The 21,687-nt window shown below is 63.9% G+C and carries 17 protein-coding genes; 1 reads left to right on the top strand and 16 read right to left on the bottom strand.

The features are described 5' to 3' along the window. Window positions 1–167: 167 nt before the first annotated feature. The 11 genes from mdoH to hutC form a co-directional block, all read right to left on the bottom strand. Window positions 168–2,741 carry a glucans biosynthesis glucosyltransferase MdoH gene (gene mdoH / locus J5X93_RS02115; RefSeq protein WP_043207128.1) on the bottom strand — a complete coding sequence of 858 codons (2,574 nt, stop codon included), beginning with the start codon at window positions 2,739–2,741 and terminating at the stop codon, window positions 168–170. Further along, window positions 2,734–4,455 carry a glucan biosynthesis protein G gene (locus J5X93_RS02110; protein ID WP_043207342.1) on the bottom strand — a complete coding sequence of 574 codons (1,722 nt, stop codon included), beginning with the start codon at window positions 4,453–4,455 and terminating at the stop codon, window positions 2,734–2,736. Before J5X93_RS02110 ends, mdoH begins: the two co-directional genes overlap by 8 nt. A gap of 263 nt (window positions 4,456–4,718) precedes the next feature. After that, a complete protein-coding gene (gene dtd, locus J5X93_RS02105; protein ID WP_043207126.1) occupies window positions 4,719–5,156 on the bottom strand; it encodes a D-aminoacyl-tRNA deacylase in 438 nt (145 codons plus the stop codon). Further along, the gene (pip, locus tag J5X93_RS02100) at window positions 5,153–6,124 is read right to left on the bottom strand and encodes a prolyl aminopeptidase (RefSeq protein WP_043207123.1); all 972 of its coding nucleotides are present in this window, start codon (window positions 6,122–6,124) and stop codon (window positions 5,153–5,155) included. The genes dtd and pip overlap by 4 nt, the downstream gene beginning before the upstream one ends. 179 nt (window positions 6,125–6,303) lie before the next feature. Beyond that, entirely contained in the window at window positions 6,304–7,107 is an 804-nt protein-coding gene (hutG, locus tag J5X93_RS02095) for an N-formylglutamate deformylase (RefSeq protein ID WP_090343280.1), read from the bottom strand. Window positions 7,108–7,117: 10 nt separating this feature from the next. Further along, window positions 7,118–8,323 carry an imidazolonepropionase gene (hutI, locus tag J5X93_RS02090; RefSeq protein WP_250034346.1) on the bottom strand — a complete coding sequence of 402 codons (1,206 nt, stop codon included), beginning with the start codon at window positions 8,321–8,323 and terminating at the stop codon, window positions 7,118–7,120. Window positions 8,324–8,338: 15 nt separating this feature from the next. After that, the gene (locus J5X93_RS02085) at window positions 8,339–9,736 is read right to left on the bottom strand and encodes an L-histidine transporter HutT (protein ID WP_102081311.1); all 1,398 of its coding nucleotides are present in this window, start codon (window positions 9,734–9,736) and stop codon (window positions 8,339–8,341) included. Between the two features lie 144 nt (window positions 9,737–9,880). Further along, window positions 9,881–11,413, bottom strand: coding sequence for a histidine ammonia-lyase (hutH, locus tag J5X93_RS02080; protein WP_043207115.1), 1,533 nt, complete (start codon window positions 11,411–11,413; stop codon window positions 9,881–9,883). A gap of 86 nt (window positions 11,414–11,499) precedes the next feature. Then, complete coding sequence (gene hutU, locus J5X93_RS02075; protein ID WP_090343286.1) at window positions 11,500–13,173, bottom strand: urocanate hydratase; 1,674 nt, start codon at window positions 13,171–13,173, stop codon at window positions 11,500–11,502. A gap of 203 nt (window positions 13,174–13,376) precedes the next feature. Beyond that, window positions 13,377–13,949 (bottom strand): HutD/Ves family protein, encoded by a 573-nt coding sequence (locus tag J5X93_RS02070; RefSeq protein ID WP_250034345.1) that lies wholly within the window; start codon window positions 13,947–13,949, stop codon window positions 13,377–13,379. Beyond that, window positions 13,946–14,656, bottom strand: a complete 711-nt coding sequence (gene hutC / locus J5X93_RS02065; protein WP_177343683.1) for a histidine utilization transcriptional repressor HutC — start codon at window positions 14,654–14,656, stop codon at window positions 13,946–13,948. The genes J5X93_RS02070 and hutC overlap by 4 nt, the downstream gene beginning before the upstream one ends. A 146-nt stretch (window positions 14,657–14,802) precedes the next feature. Between hutC and J5X93_RS02060 the strand changes: the two genes are divergently transcribed. Continuing rightward, complete coding sequence (locus J5X93_RS02060; protein WP_250034344.1) at window positions 14,803–16,167, top strand: formimidoylglutamate deiminase; 1,365 nt, start codon at window positions 14,803–14,805, stop codon at window positions 16,165–16,167. Between the two features lie 74 nt (window positions 16,168–16,241). Here J5X93_RS02060 and J5X93_RS02055 read toward each other — a convergent pair whose 3' ends face one another. The 5 genes from J5X93_RS02055 to J5X93_RS02035 all read right to left on the bottom strand — a co-directional run bounded on the left by J5X93_RS02055 (window position 16,242) and on the right by J5X93_RS02035 (window position 21,587). Then, the gene (locus J5X93_RS02055) at window positions 16,242–16,814 is read right to left on the bottom strand and encodes a lipocalin family protein (protein WP_043212575.1); all 573 of its coding nucleotides are present in this window, start codon (window positions 16,812–16,814) and stop codon (window positions 16,242–16,244) included. After that, complete coding sequence (gene bamE, locus J5X93_RS02050; RefSeq protein ID WP_043212571.1) at window positions 16,811–17,065, bottom strand: outer membrane protein assembly factor BamE domain-containing protein; 255 nt, start codon at window positions 17,063–17,065, stop codon at window positions 16,811–16,813. The genes J5X93_RS02055 and bamE overlap by 4 nt, the downstream gene beginning before the upstream one ends. 218 nt (window positions 17,066–17,283) lie before the next feature. Next, window positions 17,284–17,880 carry a DUF924 family protein gene (locus J5X93_RS02045; RefSeq protein ID WP_090343300.1) on the bottom strand — a complete coding sequence of 199 codons (597 nt, stop codon included), beginning with the start codon at window positions 17,878–17,880 and terminating at the stop codon, window positions 17,284–17,286. Window positions 17,881–17,883: 3 nt separating this feature from the next. Next, on the bottom strand, window positions 17,884–18,894 hold the full coding sequence (locus tag J5X93_RS02040) for a class 1 fructose-bisphosphatase (protein WP_013974568.1): 1,011 nt from the start codon (window positions 18,892–18,894) through the stop codon (window positions 17,884–17,886). A gap of 242 nt (window positions 18,895–19,136) precedes the next feature. Continuing rightward, a complete protein-coding gene (locus tag J5X93_RS02035; RefSeq protein ID WP_043212566.1) occupies window positions 19,137–21,587 on the bottom strand; it encodes a glycogen/starch/alpha-glucan phosphorylase in 2,451 nt (816 codons plus the stop codon). Between the last annotated feature and the right edge of the window lie 100 nt (window positions 21,588–21,687).

Raw genomic sequence — 21,687 nt, 5'->3', positions numbered from 1 at the left:
TGCTAACGCATGCGCGGCCTAGGACCTAGAGCCGGGGGGGACATTGTTGGCCAAAATAGAGACACAGGCCCTGGCCGCAGGCTTCAGCAGCCTCCACAGGTTCGGTGAAGACACCGGTGGACTCTGGCGAAGCCTGGGAAAAGGGCCGCAAAGCGGCCCTTGGGGAATCAGGCGCCGACCAGTGAAGGCTGGGCCTGGTTTTCCGGGTGCAACGGCAGCAGCGGCGAGTGTGGATCGTTGGTGATGGAGCTGCGCCATACCCCGATCCAGGCCTCGTTGTTCGATGCCCATACCTGCTCATGCAGGCGCGAGAGCGCCACCGGGTCGCTCAGTAGCGCCAGGCGGGTGTTGCCATCCAGACCCTTGGGCCCGACTTCCAGGGCCTTGGCCACACGCTCGATGCGCAACGCCTCGATCGGCGCGGCCTGACCATGGCGTGCGGTAGCCATGGCGCACGCCAGGGCGTTCTGCCGTGGGTCGACCACCGCACGAACGAAGCCGTCGTGCAGGGCATGCCAGCGGTTCTCATGGGTGTACTGATCGGTCGCCAGCAGCTCCTGCGGCGTCGCGTATTCCTCGGGGATGAGGAACAGCTTCTCGTCCTTGGCCGCCAGGCCCAGGCGCGTACGGCTGGAAATCACCGAGACCGGAATCGACAGCACCAGCGAGCCCACGATCGGCGCCAGCCACCACAGGAAGCTTGGGTTCAGCCAAGCCACCAAGGCCGCCCAGGCGATGCCCAGCAGCGTCTGCGGACCGTGGCGACGGACTGCCTCGCTCCACGGCGTGGAGTCGTCGTCACGCTGCGGCGAATTCCAGGTCGCCGCCCAGCCGAGGAACGCGGCCAGGACGAAGCGGGTGTGGAAAATCATCCGCACCGGCGCCAGCAGCATGGAGAACAGCATCTCGATCAGCATCGACACGGTGACCTTGATGCGCCCCCCGAACTCCGTGGCGCCCTTGGCCCAGATCAGGATGACGCTGAGCAGTTTGGGCAGGAACAGCAGCACGACGGTGGTGGAGAACAGCGCGATGGCCTTCTCCGGATGCCATTGCGGCCACAGCGGGTAGAGCTGGAACGGCTCGATGAAGTACTGCGGCTCCATCAGCGTGTTGGTCGCCAGCAGCGCGGTCGAGAGCACCAGGAAGAAGAACCACAATGGCGCCGACAGGTACGACATGACACCGGTCAGGAACACCGCGCGGTGTACCGGGTGCATGCCCTTGACCAGGAACAGTCGGAAGTTCATCAAGTTGCCGTGGCACCAGCGCCGGTCGCGCTTGAGTTCATCGAGCAGGTTCGGCGGCAGTTCTTCGTAGCTGCCCGGCAGGTCATAGGCGATCCACACACCCCAGCCGGCACGGCGCATCAGCGCGGCCTCGACGAAGTCGTGGGAGAGGATCGCACCGGCGAACGCACCCTTGCCCGGCAATGGCGCCAGGGCGCAATGCTCGATGAAGGGCTTCATGCGAATGATCGCGTTATGGCCCCAGTAGTGCGATTCGCCCAGTTGCCAGAAGTGCAGGCCGGCGGTGAACAGCGGGCCATAGACGCGGGTGGCGAACTGCTGCAGGCGCGCATAGAGGGTATCCATGCCCGAGGCCTTGGGCGCGGTCTGGATGATGCCGGCGTCCGGGTTGGCCTCCATCAGGCGTACCAGGCTGGTCAGGCACTCACCGCTCATGACGCTGTCGGCGTCGAGCACGACCATGTACTTGTACTCGCCCCCCCAACGACGGCAGAAGTCGTCCAGGTTGCCGCTCTTGCGCTTCACGCGACGACGGCGGCGGCGATAGAAGATACGGCCGAAGCCCTTGGCCTCACGGCACACGTCCAGCCAGGCCTGTTGCTCGGCCACGGCGATGTCAGTGTCGTTGGTGTCGCTGAGCACGAAGAAGTCGAACCGGTCCAGGTCGCCCGTGGCGGCCACCGACTCGAAGGTCGCACGCAGGCCGGCGAACACCCGTGGCACGTCTTCGTTGCAGATCGGCATGACCAGCGCGGTACGCGCCTGGGGCGCGATCGGCTCGTTGCCGGCGCTGCTGCCGGAGATGCGGTACTTGTCACGACCGGTGAGCAATTCGAGAAAGCCCATCAGCGCGGTCCAGAAGCCCGCCGACACCCAGCAGAACAGGATGCCGAACAGGATCAGGATGCTCGTCTGCAAAGCATAGGGCCAGACCTGCACCACCGACTCCCAGAGCGACTGGGCCATGATTTCGTCGAGCGAAACGAACGACCAGCCCTGGTACGGCAGGATGCCCTTCATGTACCAGCCGGCAACGAGGGTCTGCCCGATCATCAAGGCCAGGAGAATATAGCGGCGCAGGGAGCCGACCCGGCGCCAGCGGGCCGGTGGCAACTCGCGCTTGGGCGGTTGCGGTGCATTGGTGCGCCCGGTGAGCCGGCGCCACATGCGCACCAGGATGTTGGTGCGCCATGGCTCGGGGATTACGCGGGTACGCTTGATCGGCGGTGCGATCTTCAGGCACAGCCGGCCGCTGCCGTCGACGCCGAGCATTTCGGCGTCCTCGAGCTCGGCGGCGCTACCCACGGTCAGGCGTGGGCCCACCGAGGCCTGCACGGCCTCGGCGGGGTTGGCGGCCGGTCGGGCCGCCAGGCGTTGGTGCAGCTCACTGAACGATTGGCAGCTGGCGAGTTCCGCGCGCTGCTCATCGCTCAGGGGAAGGTGGGCCAGGTATTCGCCAAGCGATTCTGGCCGTGCGCTTGAGTTACTCATCGGCAGGCAACTGATAGCTCCAGGTCTCGGTCATCACTTTTTCGGTGGTGGCCGGTGCCCCGTTGGTGGGTGCCGCATCGGCGGCAGGTTGTTCAGCCTTGGCGGCTTTCTCGGCCTTGGCGTGCTTGGCTGCGGCCTTGTCCTGCTTGCCTTCCTTGGCCGGTTTGGCCGGTTCCACCGGAACGTCACGCACCAGTGCGGCGCGCATCTCGGTGGACTTGCTCGGATCCTTGACCTTCAGTCGCAGGGTCAGGCGCCAGCCCTTGGTTTCAGGGTTATAGCGCAGGTTGTTCTCGACCACCTCGGCGTTGTCGCCGACGCTGACCTGGCTGCGCAGGGCGGTGTCTTCCGGCAGGGCGGCCAGGGTCGGCCCCTCGAAGTCGACCAGGAAAGCCACGCTGCCATCGGCTTCGCGGATCAAATTGGACTGTTTCACATCACCAGTGGAACGCATGGTCTTCTTGACCCAGCCCAGCTCTGGCGAGTGCAGTTGGGACTCGTTGATGGTCCAGCGCAGGCGGTACTCGAACTCCATCGGCTTGCCAGGCTCAGGCAGCTTTTCTGGGCTCCAGAAGGCCACGATGTTGTCGTTGGTCTCGTCGGCGGTCGGGATCTCGACCAGGTCGACGGTGCCCTTGCCCCAGTCGCCACGCGGCTCGACCCAGGCGCTTGGACGCTTCTGGTAGTTGTCGTCGAGGTCTTCGTAGGCGCTGAACTCACGCTGGCGCTGCAGCAGGCCGAAACCACGGGGGTTCTCCACGCTGAAGCTGCTCACGGCCAAATGCTTGGGATTGTTAAGCGGGCGCCACAGCCATTCGCCGTTGCCCGCGTGGATCGACAGGCCCTCGGAGTCGTGCAGGGCCGGGCGGTAATTGAGGACCTTGGACGGCTGGTTGGCGCCGAACAGGAACATGCTGGTCAGCGGGGCAACGCCCAGGCGGCTGACATGGTCACGCAGGAAGACCTTGGACTTGACGTCCAGGAGGGTATCGCTGCCTGGACGCAGGGTCAGCTTGTAGGCGCCGGTGGAGCGTGGCGAATCCAGCAGGGCGTAGATCACCAGGTGCTTGTCGGTCGGCTTTGGCTTTTCGACCCAGAACTCGGTGAAGCGCGGGAATTCCTCGCCCGACGGCAGCGCGGTGTCGATGGCCAGGCCACGGGCGGACAGGCCATACACGTGGCCCTTGCCGACGACGCGGAAATAGCTGGCGCCAAGCAGGGTCATGATCTCGTCCTGCTTGTCGGCCTTGTTGATCGGATAGAGCACGCGGAAACCGGCATAGCCGAGGTTTTCGACGGTCTTGGGGTCGTGCGGGACGTCACCGAACTCGAAGCGGCTCGGGTCGTACTTGATTTCTTCGACCTTGGTGGCGGTGACCTGGTTGATCTTCACCGGCGTGTCGAAGTGCATGCCCTGATGGTAGAAGGACAGTTTGAACGGCGTCTTGTCCTTGGCCCACTCGGCCTTTTCCTGGATGAAACGAATTTTCTGGTAGTCCCCGAACTTCATGTCACGGAAGACCGCTGGCAGGTTGCTCTTCGGTGCTTCGTACTTCTGACCGGCGAGATCCTTTGCCTTGGCTGCAACATCGTCAAGATTGAATGCCCAAAGCTGGCCAGCGCTCATCAGGCCAACCAGCGCGACGCCTGCCGCCAGGGCCTTGCGAAGCCGATTTCCGGGGATTCTTTGTGCAATACAGGGACTAACAATCACGAGCAACCCTCGCCGAAAACAGATCATGAAACCAACGGCCAGCGACCAATGCCGGGTTGGCGAGCACTGTTCGGACCCCGTAAGGGCCTAATGATTCCCCAAACGGTTCCAGACAGTGCTCGAGTCAGAGTGAAACGAGCCTACGAACGTAGGCTCACGCAGCGCGCGATTATCCAGCAGGGCGCGTTACAACGCATCAGGCTGAAACAACTATTTATCGTACAAACCCACTTGTTTTCCTTCAAACAAGGGGTTTTTTAACCTCATATTTGTAACATAAATGTTACGGGGCCATCATTGACCAAATGCACCTGCATGTCCGCCCCGAATCGGCCGCTGGCGACATCGCCATGGGCGGCGCGGGCCCGCTCAAGAAGATAGTCGAATATCTCGACGCCGAGCGCAGGCGGCGCAGCGGTGGAGAAGCTGGGACGCATGCCATTGCGAGTGTCGGCGGCCAGGGTGAACTGGGACACCAGCAGCAGGCCGCCGCCGATGTCCTTAAGGGACAGGTTCATCTTGCCCTGGGGGTCGCTGAATACCCGGTAGTTGAGCAGCTTGTGCAGAAGCTTGTCGGCGTGCTCACGGGTATCCCCCGGCTCGACGGCCACCAGCACCAGCAGGCCCTGATCGATCGAGCCGACGATCTGGCCCTCTACTTCGACGCGCGCACCGCGTACGCGCTGCAGCAGCCCTTTCATGCTTCTTCCAGAGGCAGGTCGAGCAGGCGCCGGGCCATCTGGTCGGCAGCGCGCACCAAGGCGTCGGTGATACCCGGCTCGGAGGCGGCGTGGCCTGCGTCGCGGATCACCTTCAGCTCGCTGTTGGGCCAGGCTTGGTGCAACGCCCAGGCGTTATCCAGTGGGCAGATCACATCATAGCGACCATGGACGATCACTGCCGGCAAATGGGCGATCTTCGGCAAGTCGCGGATCAACTGGTCCGGCTCGAGGAAGGCGTTGTTCATGAAGTAGTGGCACTCGATACGCGCGATGGACAGCGCGCGCTGCGGCTCGGAGAAGCGATCGACCACCAGAGGGTTGGGACGCAGGGTCGCGGTCCGGCCTTCCCAGGTCGACCAGGCCTTGGCCGCGTGCATCTGGGCAATCTGGTCGTTGCCGGTCAGGCGCTTGTGGAAGGCCTTGACCAAGTCGCCCCGCTCCTCCGGCGGAATCGGCGCGATGTAGTCCTGCCAATAATCGGGGAACAGGCGGCTGGCGCCTTCCTGGTAGAACCATTGGATCTCCTGCGGGCGGCACAGGAAGATGCCGCGCAGGATCAGGCCATGGACCCGCTCGGGGTGGGTCTGGGCATAGGCCAGGGCCAGGGTGGAGCCCCAGGAGCCGCCGAACAGCACCCACTTGTCGATGCCCAGGTGCTCACGGATGCGCTCCAGGTCCTCGACCAGGTGCCAGGTGGTGTTGTTTTCCAGGCTCGCATGCGGAGTCGATCGGCCACAGCCGCGCTGGTCGAAGGTGATGATGCGGTAGAGGGTAGGGTCGAAGTAGCAACGGCTCTGGGCATCGCAGCCCGCGCCGGGGCCACCGTGGATGAATACCACCGGCAGACCTTCTGGCGATCCGCTTTCGTCTACATACAGCACATGCGGTGCTTCCACGGCCAGATCGTGCCGGGCGTAGGGTTTGATCTGCGGGTACAGGGTCTGCATTGCGCACTCCGTGTGAGGATTTAATCTGCCGCCTGGCATCATAAACCTGAATTGCGCTTTGAGCATGTGTCACGGTGAAACAGGTGGATGTGTGCGGGGCCGTTCGCGGGAATCCCCGCTTCCACGGCTCTGGCGATGAACCTGTGGAAGCGGGTAGACCGGCGAACAGGACAGCGGACCTACCGCCCGTAGCGCTCCCTGCCCCAGGCCAGGACGGCCTCGAGCAACTGCTTGAGCACCACTTGGGTCGGCTGGGCCAGGTCCTCGCGGTACTTGAACGGCTCGAGCTCTTCCATATAGGTGCTCTGCGCCAGCTCCAGTTGCACCGCATGGATGTGGTTCGCCGGATCGCCGTAATGACGGGTGATGTGCCCACCCTTGAAGCGCCCGTTGAGCACGCAGGTATAGCCCTGGGCCTGCGCGCAGACACCCAGCAGACGCTCGGCCAGGACCGGGTCACAGCTGGCGCCGCTGAAGGTCCCCAGGTTGAAGTCCGGCAGCTTACCGTCGAACAGGTGTGGGATGACCGAGCGGATCGAGTGGGCATCCCACAACAGGGCATAGCCGTGAATCTCGCGCAGGCGCGCGAGCTCCTGGCGGATCGTATCGTGGTAAGGACGCCAGATGTGCTCCAGGTAGCCTTTGCGCTCATCGGCTGAGGGTTCCTGGCCCGCCTTGAACAACGGCTCACCCTCGAACAGCGTCGCCGGGTACAGGCCTGTGGTGGCGCCGGCGTACAACGGTTTGTCGTCATCCGGGCGGTTCAGGTCGATGACGAACCGCGAATACTGGGCGGCCACCACGCTGGCACCCAGGTCCCTGGCGAAATCGTACAGACGTGGGATGTGCCAGTCGGTGTCTGGCAGGCTGCGCGCCTGCTCGACCAAGCCGTCACGCACGGCGTCGGTCAGGCCAAGGCCTGCGTGAGGCATGCTGATCAGCAGCGGCAGCTGGCCCTGGTGAAAACTCAATACCTTGTCCATGTGCCCTCACTCAGTTGGATATCTCATGACCCAGGCGCACCACCCGCTTGGGCAGGTCGCCGCCGAGCCAATAGCTCAGATCCGCCGGGCGCTCGATCTGCCAGGCGATGAAATCCGCGACCTTGCCCACCTCAAGCGAGCCATGGCTTTCGCCTAACCCCAAGGCCGTGGCCGCATGCACGGTCACGCCCGCCAGGGCTTCTTCAGGCGTCATACGGAAGCAGGTGCAACCCATGTTCAGCATCAAGCGCAACGACAGCCCGGGCGAGGTGCCCGGATTGAGGTCGCTGGCAAGGGCGATCTTCACGCCATGGCGGCGCAAGGCATCCATCGGCGGCAACTGGGTTTCGCGCAGGAAGTAGAACGCGCCCGGCAACAGCACGGCGACAGTGCCGGCCTCGGCCATGGCGATGGCGTCTTCCTCGGTCATGAACTCCAGGTGGTCGGCCGACAGCGCCTGGTAGCGTGCCGCCAGGCTCGAGCCGTGCAGCGACGACAACTGCTCGGCATGCAGCTTGACCGGCAGGCCCAGTTCACGTGCCTTGATGAAGACTTTTTCGACCTGGGCCGGCGAGAACGCCAGGTGTTCGCAGAAGGCATCGACGGCGTCCACCAGGCCCTCTTCGGCCAGGGCCGGGAGCATTTCGTCGCAGATATGCGCAACGTAGTCATCCGCCCTGCCAGCATATTCTGGCGGCAGGGCGTGGGCGGCAAGGCAGGTGCTGCGCACGGTCAATGGCAGCTCCTCACCCAGACGCCGAGCGACCCTGAGCATCTTGCGCTCGTTGGCCAGGTCCAGGCCGTAGCCGGATTTTATCTCCAAGGTGGTCACGCCATCGCGCATCAACGCCTTGACCCGCTGACGAGCACTGGCCAGCAGCTCGTCTTCGCTGGCCGCGCGGGTCGCCCGTACGGTGCTGGCGATACCGCCGCCGTTGGCCGCGATCTCGGCATAGCTGACGCCCTGCAGGCGCTGCTCGAACTCACCGCTGCGATTGCCGCCGAACACCGCATGGGTATGGCAATCGATCAGGCCCGGGGTGACCCAGGCGCCGCCCAGGTCCACCGTGCGCTCGGCACCGACCACGGGTACCTCGCCACGCGGGCCGATCCACTCGATCAACCCGGCGTTGGTGACGATCGCGGCGTCCTCGATGATCGAGTAAAGGCCCTGGGCCATTGTCGCCACGTGGCAGTGCTGCCAGAGGGTTCTCATAAGCGTTCTCCGTGACTAGCGGTGCAGCTCGGCCGGCTCGCGAACCCGTTGGCCCTGCCCTGCCCGTGGCTTGCACCACAGCAGGTAGGAGGCCACCAGGAACACCACCCAGATCACGCCGACGATCAACGCGGCCTGAGTGTCCGGGAAGTAACCGAGCACACCAAAGATGAACAACATGAAGGCAATGGCCATTGCCGGCCCATAAGGCCAGAACGGTACCGGGAATTTCAGCTCGGCGATCTGCTCGCGTGTCATGCTGCGGCGCATGGCCACCTGACTCATCAGGATCATCAGCCATACCCACACGGTGGCGAAGGTGGCGATCGAGGCGATCAGCAGGAACACGTTCTCTGGGATCACGTAGTTGAGCACCACGCCGATCAGCAACGCAGCGCCCATCACCAGCACGGTCATCCACGGCACGCCGTGCTTGGACAGCTTGCCGAAGCTACGAGGCGCATGGCCTTGCTGGGCCAGGCCATACATCATGCGGCCAGCGCCGAAGATGTCACTGTTGATGGCCGAGACGGCCGCCGAAATCACCACGATGTTCAGCACCGCGGCCGCCGAGCCGATGCCCAGGTTGCTGAAGATCTGCACGAACGGGCTGCCTTGGCTGCCGATCTGCGGCCACGGGTAAAGGCACATCAGTACGAACAGGGTCAGCACGTAGAAGAGCAGGATACGCAGCGGTACAGCGTTGATCGCCTTGGGAATGACGCGTTGAGGATCTTTCGCCTCACCGGCGGTGACGCCAATGATCTCGATGCCGCCAAAGGCGAACATCACCACCGCGAAACAGGCGATCAGACCGCTGATGCCGTTGGGCATGAAGCCGCCGTGGCTGAACAGGTTGCTCACACCGACAGTGGCACCAGTGCTGGCCTGGCCCATGCCGAAGATCATGATGCCGGAACCTGCCAGGATCATCGCCACGATGGCGCCGACCTTGAGCAGCGATAGCCAGAACTCCATCTCACCGAAAACCTTGACGTTGCACAGGTTAAGGCCGCCGATGATGAAGACGATGCCCAGCACCCAGATCCAGCGGGCTACTTCCGGGAACCAGAAGCCCATGTAGATCCCGAACGCGGTGACATCGGCGATGGCGACGATGACCATCTCGAAGGCGTAGGTCCAGCCGAGGATGAAGCCCGCCATGGGGCCGAGGTAGGTACTGGCGTAGTGACCGAAGGAGCCGGCCACCGGATTGTGCACGGCCATCTCGCCGAGGGCCCGCATGACCATGAAGACCGCCGCGCCACCGATCAAGTAGGCCAGCAGCACTGCCGGGCCGGCCATCTGGATGGCCGATGCCGAACCGTAGAACAGCCCGGTACCGATCGCGGAACCGAGCGCCATGAAACGAATGTGCCGAGCCGTTAGCCCGCGCTTGAGACCTTCTTGCATTTCGCACCCTTATTATTGTTCTGCCGGTGATAGCTACAAGGGCCGCTTCGCCTCCCATCGCGGGCTTCGCCAGCGCCTCCAGGCAGTTGCGATCCTGCGGGCGCTGGCGAAGCCTGCGATGGGCCGCGAGCGGCCCCGAGGGTATTACAGGCTGGGCAGTACGCCAGCTGGCAGCAGGCCGGTCAGGCAACCCTTGGCCAGCAGCTCGGCAGCGGCTTCGATGTCCGGCGCGAAGAAGCGGTCACGGTCGTAGTGCGGGACTTCACGGCGCAGGGCCAGACGGGCCTGCTCCAGCTTGGCGGAGGTCTTCAGGCCTTCACGCAGGTCCAGGCCCTGGCAGGCGCCCAGCCACTCGATGGCGAGGACGCCACGGGTGTTTTCGGCCATTTCCCACAGACGCTTGCCGGCGGCCGGCGCCATGGACACATGGTCTTCCTGGTTGGCGGAGGTCGGCAGGCTGTCGACGCTGTGCGGGTGCGACAGGGCCTTGTTCTCGCTGGCCAGGGCGGCCGCGGTGACCTGAGCGATCATGAAGCCGGAGTTGACGCCGCCGTTTTCCACCAGGAACGGCGGCAGCTGGGACATGTGCTTGTCCATCATCAGCGAGATGCGGCGTTCACTCAGCGCGCCGATCTCCGCAATGGCCAGGGCGATGTTGTCGGCGGCCATGGCCACAGGTTCTGCGTGGAAGTTGCCACCGGAAATGACGTCACCCTGGGCAGCGAAGACCAGCGGGTTGTCCGACACAGCGTTGGACTCGATCGCCAGCACTTCGGCGGCCTGGCGCAGTTGGGTCAGGCAGGCGCCCATGACTTGCGGCTGGCAACGCAGGGAGTACGGATCCTGGACCTTGCCGCAGTTTTCGTGGGAGCGGGACACTTCGCTGGAATCGCCCAGCAGGTCACGGAAGCAGGCCGCGGTGTCGATCTGGCCGCGCTGGCCACGGACTTCGTGAATACGTGCGTCGAACGGCGAACGCGAGCCCAGGGCCGCTTCGACGGTCAGGCTGCCACAGGCGATGGCTGCGGCGTACAGGTCTTCGGCATGGAACAGGCCGCGCAGGGCGTAGGCGGTGGACGCCTGAGTGCCGTTGAGCAGGGCCAGGCCCTCTTTGGCAGCCAAGGTCAGCGGCTCCAGGCCGGCGACGGCCAGAGCCTCGGTGGCAGGCAACCACTGACCTTTGTAACGTGCCTTGCCCTCACCCAGCAGGACCAGCGACATGTGCGCCAGCGGTGCCAGGTCGCCAGAGGCGCCGACCGAGCCCTTGAGCGGGATGTGTGGATAGACTTCGGCGTTGACCAAGGCGATCAGCGCGTTGATGACCTTGCGACGGATGCCGGAGAAGCCGCGGCTGAGGCTGTTGATCTTCAGGACCATGATCAGACGCACCAAGTCGTCGTCCAACGGCGCGCCGATACCGGCGGCGTGGGACAGCACCAGCGAGCGCTGCAGGTTTTCCAAGTCATGGCTGGCGATGCGGGTCGAAGCCAGCAGGCCGAAACCGGTGTTGATGCCGTAGGCGGTGCGGTCTTCGGCAATGATCTGCTCGACGCAGGCAACGCTTGCGTCGATGGCCTGGTCGGCGCTGGCATCCAGTTGCAGGCGCACGGGCGCTGCATGGATGGCCCGTAGTTGGGCCAGGGTCAGGGTGCCGGGCTTGAGAGTCAGTTCGGTCACTTCGCTACTCCAATTCGCATGGGGCCTGCAGGCCCCTTCTTGTTTTCAGTATCAACGTTGTTCGGCAATTACCAAAGGAACGTCGATCAGCCCGTGATCATGGGCAGGTCCAGGCCCTGCTCCTTGGCGCAGTCGATGGCGATCTGGTAGCCGGCATCGGCGTGACGCATCACGCCAGTCCCTGGGTCGTTGGTCAGCACGCGAGCGATACGCGCGGCCGCTTCGTCGGTACCGTCACAGACGATGACCATGCCCGAGTGCTGGGAGAAGCCCATGCCCACGCCACCGCCGTGGTGCAGCGAAACCCAGGTGGCGCCGCCTGCGGTGTTGAGCAAGGCGTTGAGCAGTGGCCAGTCGGAGACGGCGTCGGAGCCGTCACGCATGGCTTCGGTTTCGCGGTTCGGGCTGGAGACCGAGCCGGAGTCCAGATGGTCGCGGCCGATGACGATCGGTGCCGACAGCTCGCCGCTGCGGACCATTTCGTTGAACGCCAGGCCCAGCTTGGCGCGCAGGCCCAGGCCAACCCAGCAGATACGTGCCGGCAGACCCTGGAAGCTGATGCGCTCGCGGGCCATGTCCAGCCAGCGGTGCAGGTGGGCGTCGTCCGGGATCAGTTCCTTGACCTTGGCGTCGGTCTTGTAGATGTCCTCGGCGTCGCCGGACAGCGCCGCCCAGCGGAACGGGCCGACACCGCGGCAGAACAGCGGACGGATGTAAGCCGGCACGAAGCCTGGGAAATCGAAGGCATTGGCCACGCCTTCTTCCTTGGCCATCTGGCGGATGTTGTTGCCGTAGTCGAAGGTCGGCACGCCCATTTTCTGGAAGTCCAGCATGGCTTGTACGTGCACGGCCATGGACTGCTTGGCGGCCTTGACCACCGCAGCGGCGTCGGTCTGGGCGCGGTCGCGGTACTGCTCCCAGGTCCAGCCGGCCGGCAGGTAGCCGTTGAGCGGGTCGTGGGCGCTGGTCTGGTCGGTGACCATGTCCGGGCGCACGCCCCGCTTGACCAGTTCAGGCAGGATTTCAGCAGCGTTGCCGTGTAGGGCGATGGAGATGGCCTTGCCTTCGGCAGTGTACTTGGCGATGCGCGCCAGGGCGTCGTCCAGGTCCTTGGCCTGCTCGTCCACGTAGCGGGTCTGCAGGCGGAAGTCGATGCGGCTCTGCTGGCATTCGATGTTCAGCGAGCAGGCGCCGGCCAGGGTCGCGGCCAGTGGCTGGGCGCCGCCCATGCCGCCCAGGCCTGCGGTCAGGACCCATTTGCCGGTCAGGTTGCCGTCGTAGTGCTGACGTCCGGCCTCGACGAAGGTTTCGTAGGTGCCTTGGACGATGCCCTGGCTGCCGATGTAGATCCAGCTGCCGGCGGTCATCTGGCCGTACATGGCCAAGCCTTTGGCGTCCAGTTCGTTGAAGTGTTCCCAGTTGGCCCAGTGTGGCACCAGGTTGGAGTTGGCGATCAGTACGCGCGGGGCATTGGCGTGGGTCTTGAAGACACCGACCGGCTTGCCGGACTGGACCAGCAGGGTCTCGTCGTCTTCCAGGCGGGTCAGGGTCTCGACGATCTTGTCGTAGCACTCCCAGTTACGTGCGGCACGGCCGATACCGCCGTAGACCACCAGCTCCTTCGGATTCTCGGCGACCTGAGGGTCGAGGTTGTTCATCAACATGCGCAGCGGCGCTTCGGTCAGCCAGCTCTTGGCGGTCAGCTTGTTGCCACGCGGGGCGCGGATTTCTACGTCACGGTATTTGTTGTTGTCGGTCACGGGAATGTCCTCTGCGGTCAGGTCGACGGCGGTGTGTCGATGTGAATATACAAACACACCTTTACTTGTATGTACAAGCATGGACAACCAAATTTTTCGTACCGTTCCTCGGGAAGCCGAAAAACAAAAAGGGCCGCTGCGCGACCCAACCGCAGGAAAACCCGCGATCAGGCCGCGCAGCAGCCCCTTTCACAATGCCGGGTTTACCGCGGCATCAATTCGATCAGGCAGAACCGCCCTTGCACATCCAACCCGAGCAATCCGTCATTGCCTTCCAGGTGCAGACAGTCATACAAACCGAGCTGCTGCTTGGCCTGTCCCGATGCCGACACCTCTACCTGCCCGCTGGCGGCGAACAGCAATACCGTCGAGGCCGAGCTGAATATCCGGCTGGTGCCGTCGAACCACTGCAACCGCGCGCGGTAGCGTTGCGGCGCGTAGATCAGGTTGAAATCGCGGATCGCGCCACCGAGCAGCTTGCAACTGACCTGGCTTTCGCCATTGAAAGCAAAGGCGTCGAACGGCAGCAGCGGCCGGCTGGCCTGGCCATCGACCAGCAAACGCATGCCATCGCCTTGCAGCACGGTGATGATCCGCTGATAGCCAGCGAAGGTGGAAAATCCACCAGACTCCTCGATGTCGGCGATCGACAGGCGCCAGCCGAAGCCATCCAGGCCTTCGCCGGCGTCGCGGGTGATCTCTTCGGTGAAACCGCCACCGTTCTTCCAAGGCATGCGCGGGTAATCATTGGCACGCAGCAACTGCAAATGAGTCATTTACTGAATCGTCCTTCGAGGCGATGACGGGAACCGGGGTGGATCAGCCGCGCCGCAGTCACCGGCTGGCGACCGGACCAAGTGCGGCGGCGAATCAGCAAGCAAGGCTCACCTTGCTCGATTTGCAGCAATCGGCATTCCTCGGGTTCGGCGAGAATCGCCTCCACCACGTGCTCGCCCTCGGTCAGTGGCGCGACCTGCGAAAGGTACGCATAGGGCGTTTGCTGGGTGAAGTCCTGCTTGAGGTAGTCCGGGGCGATCTGGGCATTGACGTAGCGATCTTCGATCTGCACCGGCACGCCGTTCTCGTAGTGCACGATCAGCGAATGGAACACCCGCTGGCCTTCGCGCATGTCCAAGGCCAGGGCGCGCTCGGAACCGGCGGTCTCCTCGGCGAGACGGATGACCTGGCAGCTATGCTGATGGCCACGGCCGGCGATCTCGTCAGCGATGTTGTTGACCTCGAACAGCGCCGAACGGGTCTTGGGCTCGGCGACGAACGTGCCAACGCCCTGCATGCGCACCAGCAGCCCTTCTGCGGTGAGCTCTCGCAGGGCACGGTTGATGGTCATGCGACTGAAGCCCAGTTGGCTGACCAGCTCGCTCTCGGACGGTACCCGGTGATGCGGCGGCCAGCTGCCGTTTTCGATCTGCTGGACGATCATCTGCTTGACCCGGGCGTAGAGCGGCGCCGGCCCTTCGCCCATCTGGGCAACCAGCGCGGAGACAGGAGGTGTCGGCACGGCGTTGAATCCTTGTGCAATTTGATTGAGCGGTAGCTTGCCGCAGTTTACCCGGCAGGCAAACACCTGTATATGTATATACAAGTTAAACAGTAACAGGATTTTCCCCGATGCCTGCCTTTTTCGCCGAACGCGCCCTGCTGCCTACTGGCTGGGCCAGCAATGTCCGCCTGGAAGTTGCCGAGGATGGCCGCTTGACCCATGTCGAGGCCGACGCCTCGGCCGAAGGCGCCGAGCGCCTGGGTGGTCCGGTGCTGCCGGGCATGCCGAACCTGCACTCCCACGCCTTCCAACGTGCGATGGCAGGCCTGGCGGAAGTGGCTGGCAACCCTAACGACAGTTTCTGGACATGGCGCGACCTGATGTACCGTCTGGTCGGGCGCATTACCCCCGAGCAAGTGCAGGTCATCGCCCGCCAGCTGTACATCGAGATGCTCAAGGCCGGTTACACCTCGGTCGCCGAGTTCCACTACGTCCACCACGACCACAACGGCCACGCCTACGCCGACCCGGGCGAGCTGTCGCTGCGTATCAGCGCCGCCGCCGCCGACACGGGTATCGGCCTGACCCTGCTGCCCGTGCTCTACAGCCACGCAGGCTTCGGCAGTCAGGCGCCGAGCGAGGGCCAGCGCCGCTTCATCAACTCCAGCGAGCAGTACCTGCGTCTGCAGGAGCGCCTCGCCCCGCACTTGGCGGCCCAGCCAGCCCAGCGCCTGGGTTTGTGCTTCCACTCCCTGCGCGCAGTCACGCCGCAGCAGATCGCCGAAGTGCTGGCTGCCGGCGACCAGGCGTGCCCCGTGCACATCCATATCGCCGAGCAACAGAAGGAAGTCGACGATTGCCTGGCCTGGAGTGGTCGCCGTCCCTTGCAGTGGCTCTATGAGAATGTCGAGGTAGACGCGCGCTGGTGCCTGGTCCATGCCACTCACGCCGAGGCCGACGAGGTCAGCGCAATGGCCCGCAGCCATGCCGTGGCCGGCCTGTGCCTGACCACCGAAGCCAACCTGGGCGACGGCATCTTCCCCGCCGTCGACTTCTTGGCCCAAGGTGGGCGCATGGGCATCGGCTCGGACAGCCATGTGTCACTCAGCGTCGTGGAGGAATTGCGCTGGCTGGAATACGGCCAGCGCCTGCGTGACCAGCGCCGCAACCGGCTGTATCGCGGTGACCAGCCAATGGTCGGTCGTACCTTGTACGACGCAGCCTTGGTCGGCGGCGCCCAAGCGATGGGCCAGGCTGTCGGCGAGCTGGCTGTCGGCAAACGCGCCGATTGGCTGGTGCTGGATGGACAGGACCCCTACCTCGCCACAGCCAGCGGTGATGGGATCCTCAATCGCTGGCTGTTCGCCGGGGGCGATCGCCAGGTGCTTGACGTGATGGTCAATGGGCAGTGGGTTGTGCGCCAGGGCCGCCACGCGCAGGAGCAAGCGAGCACTCGAGCGTTCATGGAGGTACTGCGTCAGTTGCTGGACTGATCCGTCACCTGCCCAAACGCAATCGCGGCGGCCCGTTATGCCGGACCGCCGCGATTGCGTTCTACCTGCCTGAATTAGTGCGAAGCGACGATCTGCTTGTCCGAGGCACGCCAGATCAGGCGGGTAGTGTCATAGCCTTGCTGACGCGCCTTGGCCAGCAGGCTTTCGCGCTCCACCGCCGGCAGGGTCTGGGTTCGCGAGAGCAGCCACAGGTACTTGCGGTCCGGGCTGCCGACAATCGCCGTGCGGTAGCGCTCGTCCACATACAGCACCCAGTACTCGCCCTTGGCCACGCCCGGCACCAGCTTCGTGAACCAATTGTTGAACTCTACCCACAGCCGGTCATTGTGCCCCGGCTCCTGCGGCCAGGCCGAACCTTCGGCGCGCAGCCATTCGCCATCGAACATGCGGCAGCGATTGAGCACACCCATCGTGCCATCGGGCCGCAGGTTGTAGTGGGCTTCGGACTGGGCGCAGTCACGCTGGAACAGCATCGGCAAGCGTGCCAGCTCGAACCACTTGCCTTCATAGCGCTTGAGGTCGATGTTTCCGGCAGTCTTGGGTACCAGAGGATCGGTCGCCGAAGTGGCGCAGCCACCCAGGACGACTACCGCGCAGAACGCCAACAGCAGGTGCAAACGCTTCATTTGAGACCCTGCCCGGAATAGATAAGGACTTTGTCCGCCGCATACTGTACGCTGATGAAGCTCTTTTCGTCCCCCCAGGTGCAGCTGCTCATGCCCAACGCGCCCGAACACTCGGCCGGGGTGCCGAGCAGTTGCTCCACTTCAGCCTTGCTCATGCCCGTCTTGAGCTTGGAATAGTTTTCCTGGTTGATCTTGCTGCAAGCGGTCAGGACGACGCACAAGGACAACAGGGCGAGGGAACGCAACGACATGAAGGGACACTCCTGGAGATGAAGGCACAGGCATGGTGGCCTGCAGACAGCTTAGAAGACAAAAAGCCGCCTCGGTTCCCTAGTCCCTTGGTTTTCACCCTACGCCATTGGTCGGCTGGCGCGCGCCGTGAGACGCTGATCACAGCGGAAACGATTGCGGGGCAGTTCACGTCCACGACAAGCGTGGGAGCGAACTGCCCCGCAATCGATTCAAATGCTCAGAAACGCGAACCCGGCTCCAGCAGAAAGTCCATTTCTTCGCTGGTGCTCGGTCGGCCCAGCACCAGGTTGCGGTGTGGGAAGCGGCCGAAGCGAGCGATCACCCGTTGATGCTGCTCGGCATAATCGAGGAAACCCTCGAACAACCGGGCATTGGCCTCGGGCTGCTCGTCGAGCAGCATCTGGTAGCGCTCGACACACAGGTTTTGCCAGTCCAGCACCTCGGCATGCTCCAGCACCAGCAGCACGAACACACGCTGGATCGGCAGCAGCTGGTAGTCCCAGCCCTTCTGCAGGCCCTGCATGGCGATCACCTGGGCACGACGGTCGCCATCGAAGGCGCGCGGCGTGTCACGGTAGATCATGCGCGGCAGCTGATCGAGCAGCAGGAGCAGGCCAAGCCAACCCTGGGGGCTTTGCTGCCACTCGTCCAAGCCGCCGGCCAGGGCATGCTCGACCAGCTCGCCGAAATACTCACGGGCTTCATCGTCATGGTGCTTGCCGAACCACAGCGAGCTCTTCTCGTCAGCCACGGCCTGGGGGCTACTACCCCATCCGAACCACCATTCCAGTAACGGCTGCCAAGGTGCGAGCATGACTTACTCCTTGTGGTAGGCGGTGACGCGCTCGACCTCTTCCTTCGAGCCGAGGATCACCGACACACGCTGGTGCAGGCTCTCTGGCTGGATGTCGAGGATGCGATCGTAACCGTTGGTGGACGCGCCGCCAGCCTGCTCGATGATGAACGACATCGGGTTGGCCTCGTACATCAGGCGCAGCTTGCCCGGCTTGCTCGGCTCGCGGGCATCGCGTGGGTACATGAACAGGCCGCCACGGGTCAGGATCCGGTGCACATCGGCCACCATCGAAGCGATCCAGCGCATGTTGTAGTTCTTTTTCAGCGGACCGGTCTCACCGGCCAGCAGCTCGCCCACGTAGCGCTGGACCGGAGCTTCCCAGTGACGCTGGTTGGACATGTTGATGGCGAACTCGGCGGTGGTTTCCGGTACGCGGATGTTTTCGTGGGTCAGGACGAAGCTGCCCAGTTCACGATCCAGGGTGAAGCCCTTGACGCCATTGCCCAGGGTCAGGATCAGCATGGTTTGCGGGCCGTAGATGGCGTAACCGGCGGCGACCTGCTGGGTGCCGGGCTGCAGGAAGGCTTTTTCGTTGAGGGTTTCGTTCTGGCTCAGGTATTCGTTGGGGCAACGCAGTACCGAGAAGATGGTGCCGACCGAAACGTTGACATCGATGTTCGACGAGCCGTCGAGCGGGTCGAAGACCAGCAGGTAGGCGCCTTTGGGATATTTGCCCGGAATCTGGTAGGCGTTGTCCATTTCCTCGGAGGCCATGCCGGCCAGGTGGCCACCCCATTCGTTGGCTTCGAGCAGGATGTCGTTGGAGATGACGTCCAGCTTCTTCTGCACTTCGCCCTGCACGTTTTCGGTGCCCATGCTGCCCAGGACACCGCCCAGGGCGCCCTTGGAAACGTGGTGGCTGATTTCCTTGCACGCACGCGCCACCACTTCGATCAGGAAGCGCAGATCGGCAGGGGTATTGTTGCTGCGGGTCTGCTCAATCAGATAGCGACTCAGGGTAACGCGGGACATGTATGGCTCCGAAATGGAAAGGGGGAGAAAAACCCCCGCAGTTTACAGGGAGAGTTGCGGGCTAGCGAGCGATGAGACTCGCCACGGCTCTCAGACGGCACAATAGGTGGGTAGTTCAGCCCTTGCCAGGCCGGTGGTCGGCGTTAGGGTCCATTCGCGGGCGGGCCGGTTCCCAAAGGACCGCATTCCTCCCAGGCCTGCGATGCACCCGTGGAGGCGGTCTACCCGCGAATGGCGACACCTCAGTCCAATGCCTTCCAGATCTCGCTGGCATATTCGCGAATGGTCCGGTCCGAGGAGAACCAGCCCATGCGCGCCGTGTTGAGCACCGCCATGCGCCACCAGTCCTGCGGCGCATGCCACAACGCCTCGACCCGCCGCTGGGCGTCCCAGTACGCATCGAAATCGGCGCACACCAGGAAGCGGTCGTAGGCCACCAGCGCGTCCACAAGCCCGGTGTATCGCGCCGGATCATCCGGCGAGAACACCCCGCTGCGGATCGCCTGCAGCACATCGGCCAGGCGACTGGACGCCGAGACCGCAGCGCCGGCGCCAAAGTCACCGGAGCGCCGCCGTTCCTCCACCTGCTGGGCGGTCAGGCCGAAGATGAACATGTTCTCGCCTCCCACTTGCTCGCACATCTCCACGTTGGCGCCGTCGAGGGTGCCGATGGTCAGCGCGCCGTTGAGGGCGAACTTCATGTTGCTGGTGCCGGAAGCCTCATAGCCGGCCGTGGAGATCTGCTCGGAAAGATCGGCTGCCGGAATGATGCTCTCGGCCAGGCTCACGTTGTAGTTGGGCAGGAATACCACCTTGAGCAGGCCGCGCACGGTCGGGTCGTTGTTGACCACCCGGGCGATGTCGTTGGCCAGCTTGATGATCAGCTTGGCTTGGTGATAGCTGGCCGCAGCCTTGCCCGCAAAGATCTTCACCCGCGGCACCCAGTCGGTCCCGGGCTCGGCGCGCATGGCCTGGTACAGGGCCACGGTGTGCAGCAGGTTGAGCAATTGGCGCTTGTACTCGTGGATGCGCTTGACCTGCACGTCGAACAGCGCCTGCGGGTCGACCGTGACCCCGACCCGATCCTGGATGATGCTGGCCAGCGCCCGCTTGCTGTGCAGGCGCTGGGCGGCGAACTGTTTGCGGAAGGTCGCCTTCTCGGCAAACGGCACCAACGCCTTGAGCCTGCTTTCCGGGTCGTCCAGCACCTCCGGGCCCAGCGCGTCGACCAGCATCGCGGTGAGCTGCGGGTTGGCCTGGTACAGCCAGCGTCGGAAGGTGATGCCGTTGGTCTTGTTGTTGATCCGTTGCGGGTAGAGCTTGTGCAGCTCGGCGAACACCGTACTGCGCATCAGCCGGCTGTGCAGGGCCGACACGCCGTTGACGCTGTGTGAGCCGAGGAAGGCCAGGTTGCCCATGCGCACCCGACGGCCGTTGTCCTCTTCGATCAGCGACACCGCCCGCAGCACGTCGAAGTCATGCAGGCCTTTGGCCCGCAGCGCATCGATGTGGTAGGCGTTGATCAGATAGATGATCTGCATGTGCCGTGGCAGCATGCGCTCCATCAACGCCACCGGCCAGGTTTCCAGGGCTTCGGGCAGCAAGGTGTGGTTGGTGTAGGCCAGGGTGTTGACGGTCAGCTCCCAGGCGGTATCCCAGGGGATCTCGTGCTGATCCACCAACAGGCGCATCAACTCGGCCACAGCTATGGATGGGTGCGTGTCGTTGAGCTGAATGGCCGCCGCGTCCGGCAGGTTGAGCAGGTTGTCATGCATGTTCAAGTGGCGGCGCAACAGGTCCTGCAGGGAGGCCGACACGAAGAAGTACTCCTGGCGCAGGCGAAGTTCCTGGCCCGCCTCGGTGCTGTCGGCCGGGTACAGCACCCGCGAGATACTCTCGGCCCGTGCCACCTCGGCCACAGCGCCCAAATGGTCCCCGGCATTGAAGCGCTCCAAGTGCAGCTCTTCGAGTGCCCGGGCGCGCCACAAGCGCAGCGTGTTGACGCTCGCCCCGCGCCAGCCGACCACCGGCGTGTCGTAGGCCACCGCCCGCACCGTCTCGCCCGGCCACCAGACCTGACGCGGTTGGCCGTGGGTGTCCTGCACCGTCTCGACGCTGCCGCCGAAGCTGATCGGGTAGATCACCTCGGCCCGCTCGAACTCCCAAGGGTTGCCGAAATCCAGCCAGTTCTCGGTCTGCTCCTGCTGCCAGCCATCGACCATGGCCTGGCGGAATAGACCATGCTCGTAGCGGATACCGTAGCCATGGGCGGCAATCCCCAAGGTCGACATGCTCTCCATGAAGCAGGCCGCCAGCCGCCCCAGGCCGCCATTGCCCAGCGCGGCATCCGGCTCGAGCAGGCGGATGCGTTCGAGGTCCACATCCAGGCCTTCGAGGGCCTCGCGGGCGATGTCCAGCAGTCCGAGGTTGCTCAGGCTGTCGTAGAGCAGCCGGCCGATGAGAAATTCCAGCGAGAGGTAATAGACCCGCTTCTGGCTGCGTCGATACGCCTGGCGGGTGTGGTCCATCCAATGATCGACCATGTGGTCGCGGGCAGCCAGGGCAATGGCTTCGAACCAATCGTGATCGAAGGCATGCTCCGGATCCTTGCCGACCGCGTAGGTCAGCTTGGCCAGTACAGCGGCGCGGAACTCAGCCACTTCTGCATCACGCGCTTTGGGTTCCTGGGACATGCGGCATCCTCGGGCAAGTTTGACGAAAGCACAGGTTGTTCAGCCTAGACGCTTCGACACAGAGCGACAGCGTGGGTTCGCGGTTTTCACATCCACTCGG

The organism is Pseudomonas sp. BYT-1 (assembly GCF_023611805.1).
Lineage (GTDB): Bacteria > Pseudomonadota > Gammaproteobacteria > Pseudomonadales > Pseudomonadaceae > Aquipseudomonas > Aquipseudomonas guariconensis.
This window is presented reverse-complemented; position numbering and strand designations above follow the sequence as displayed.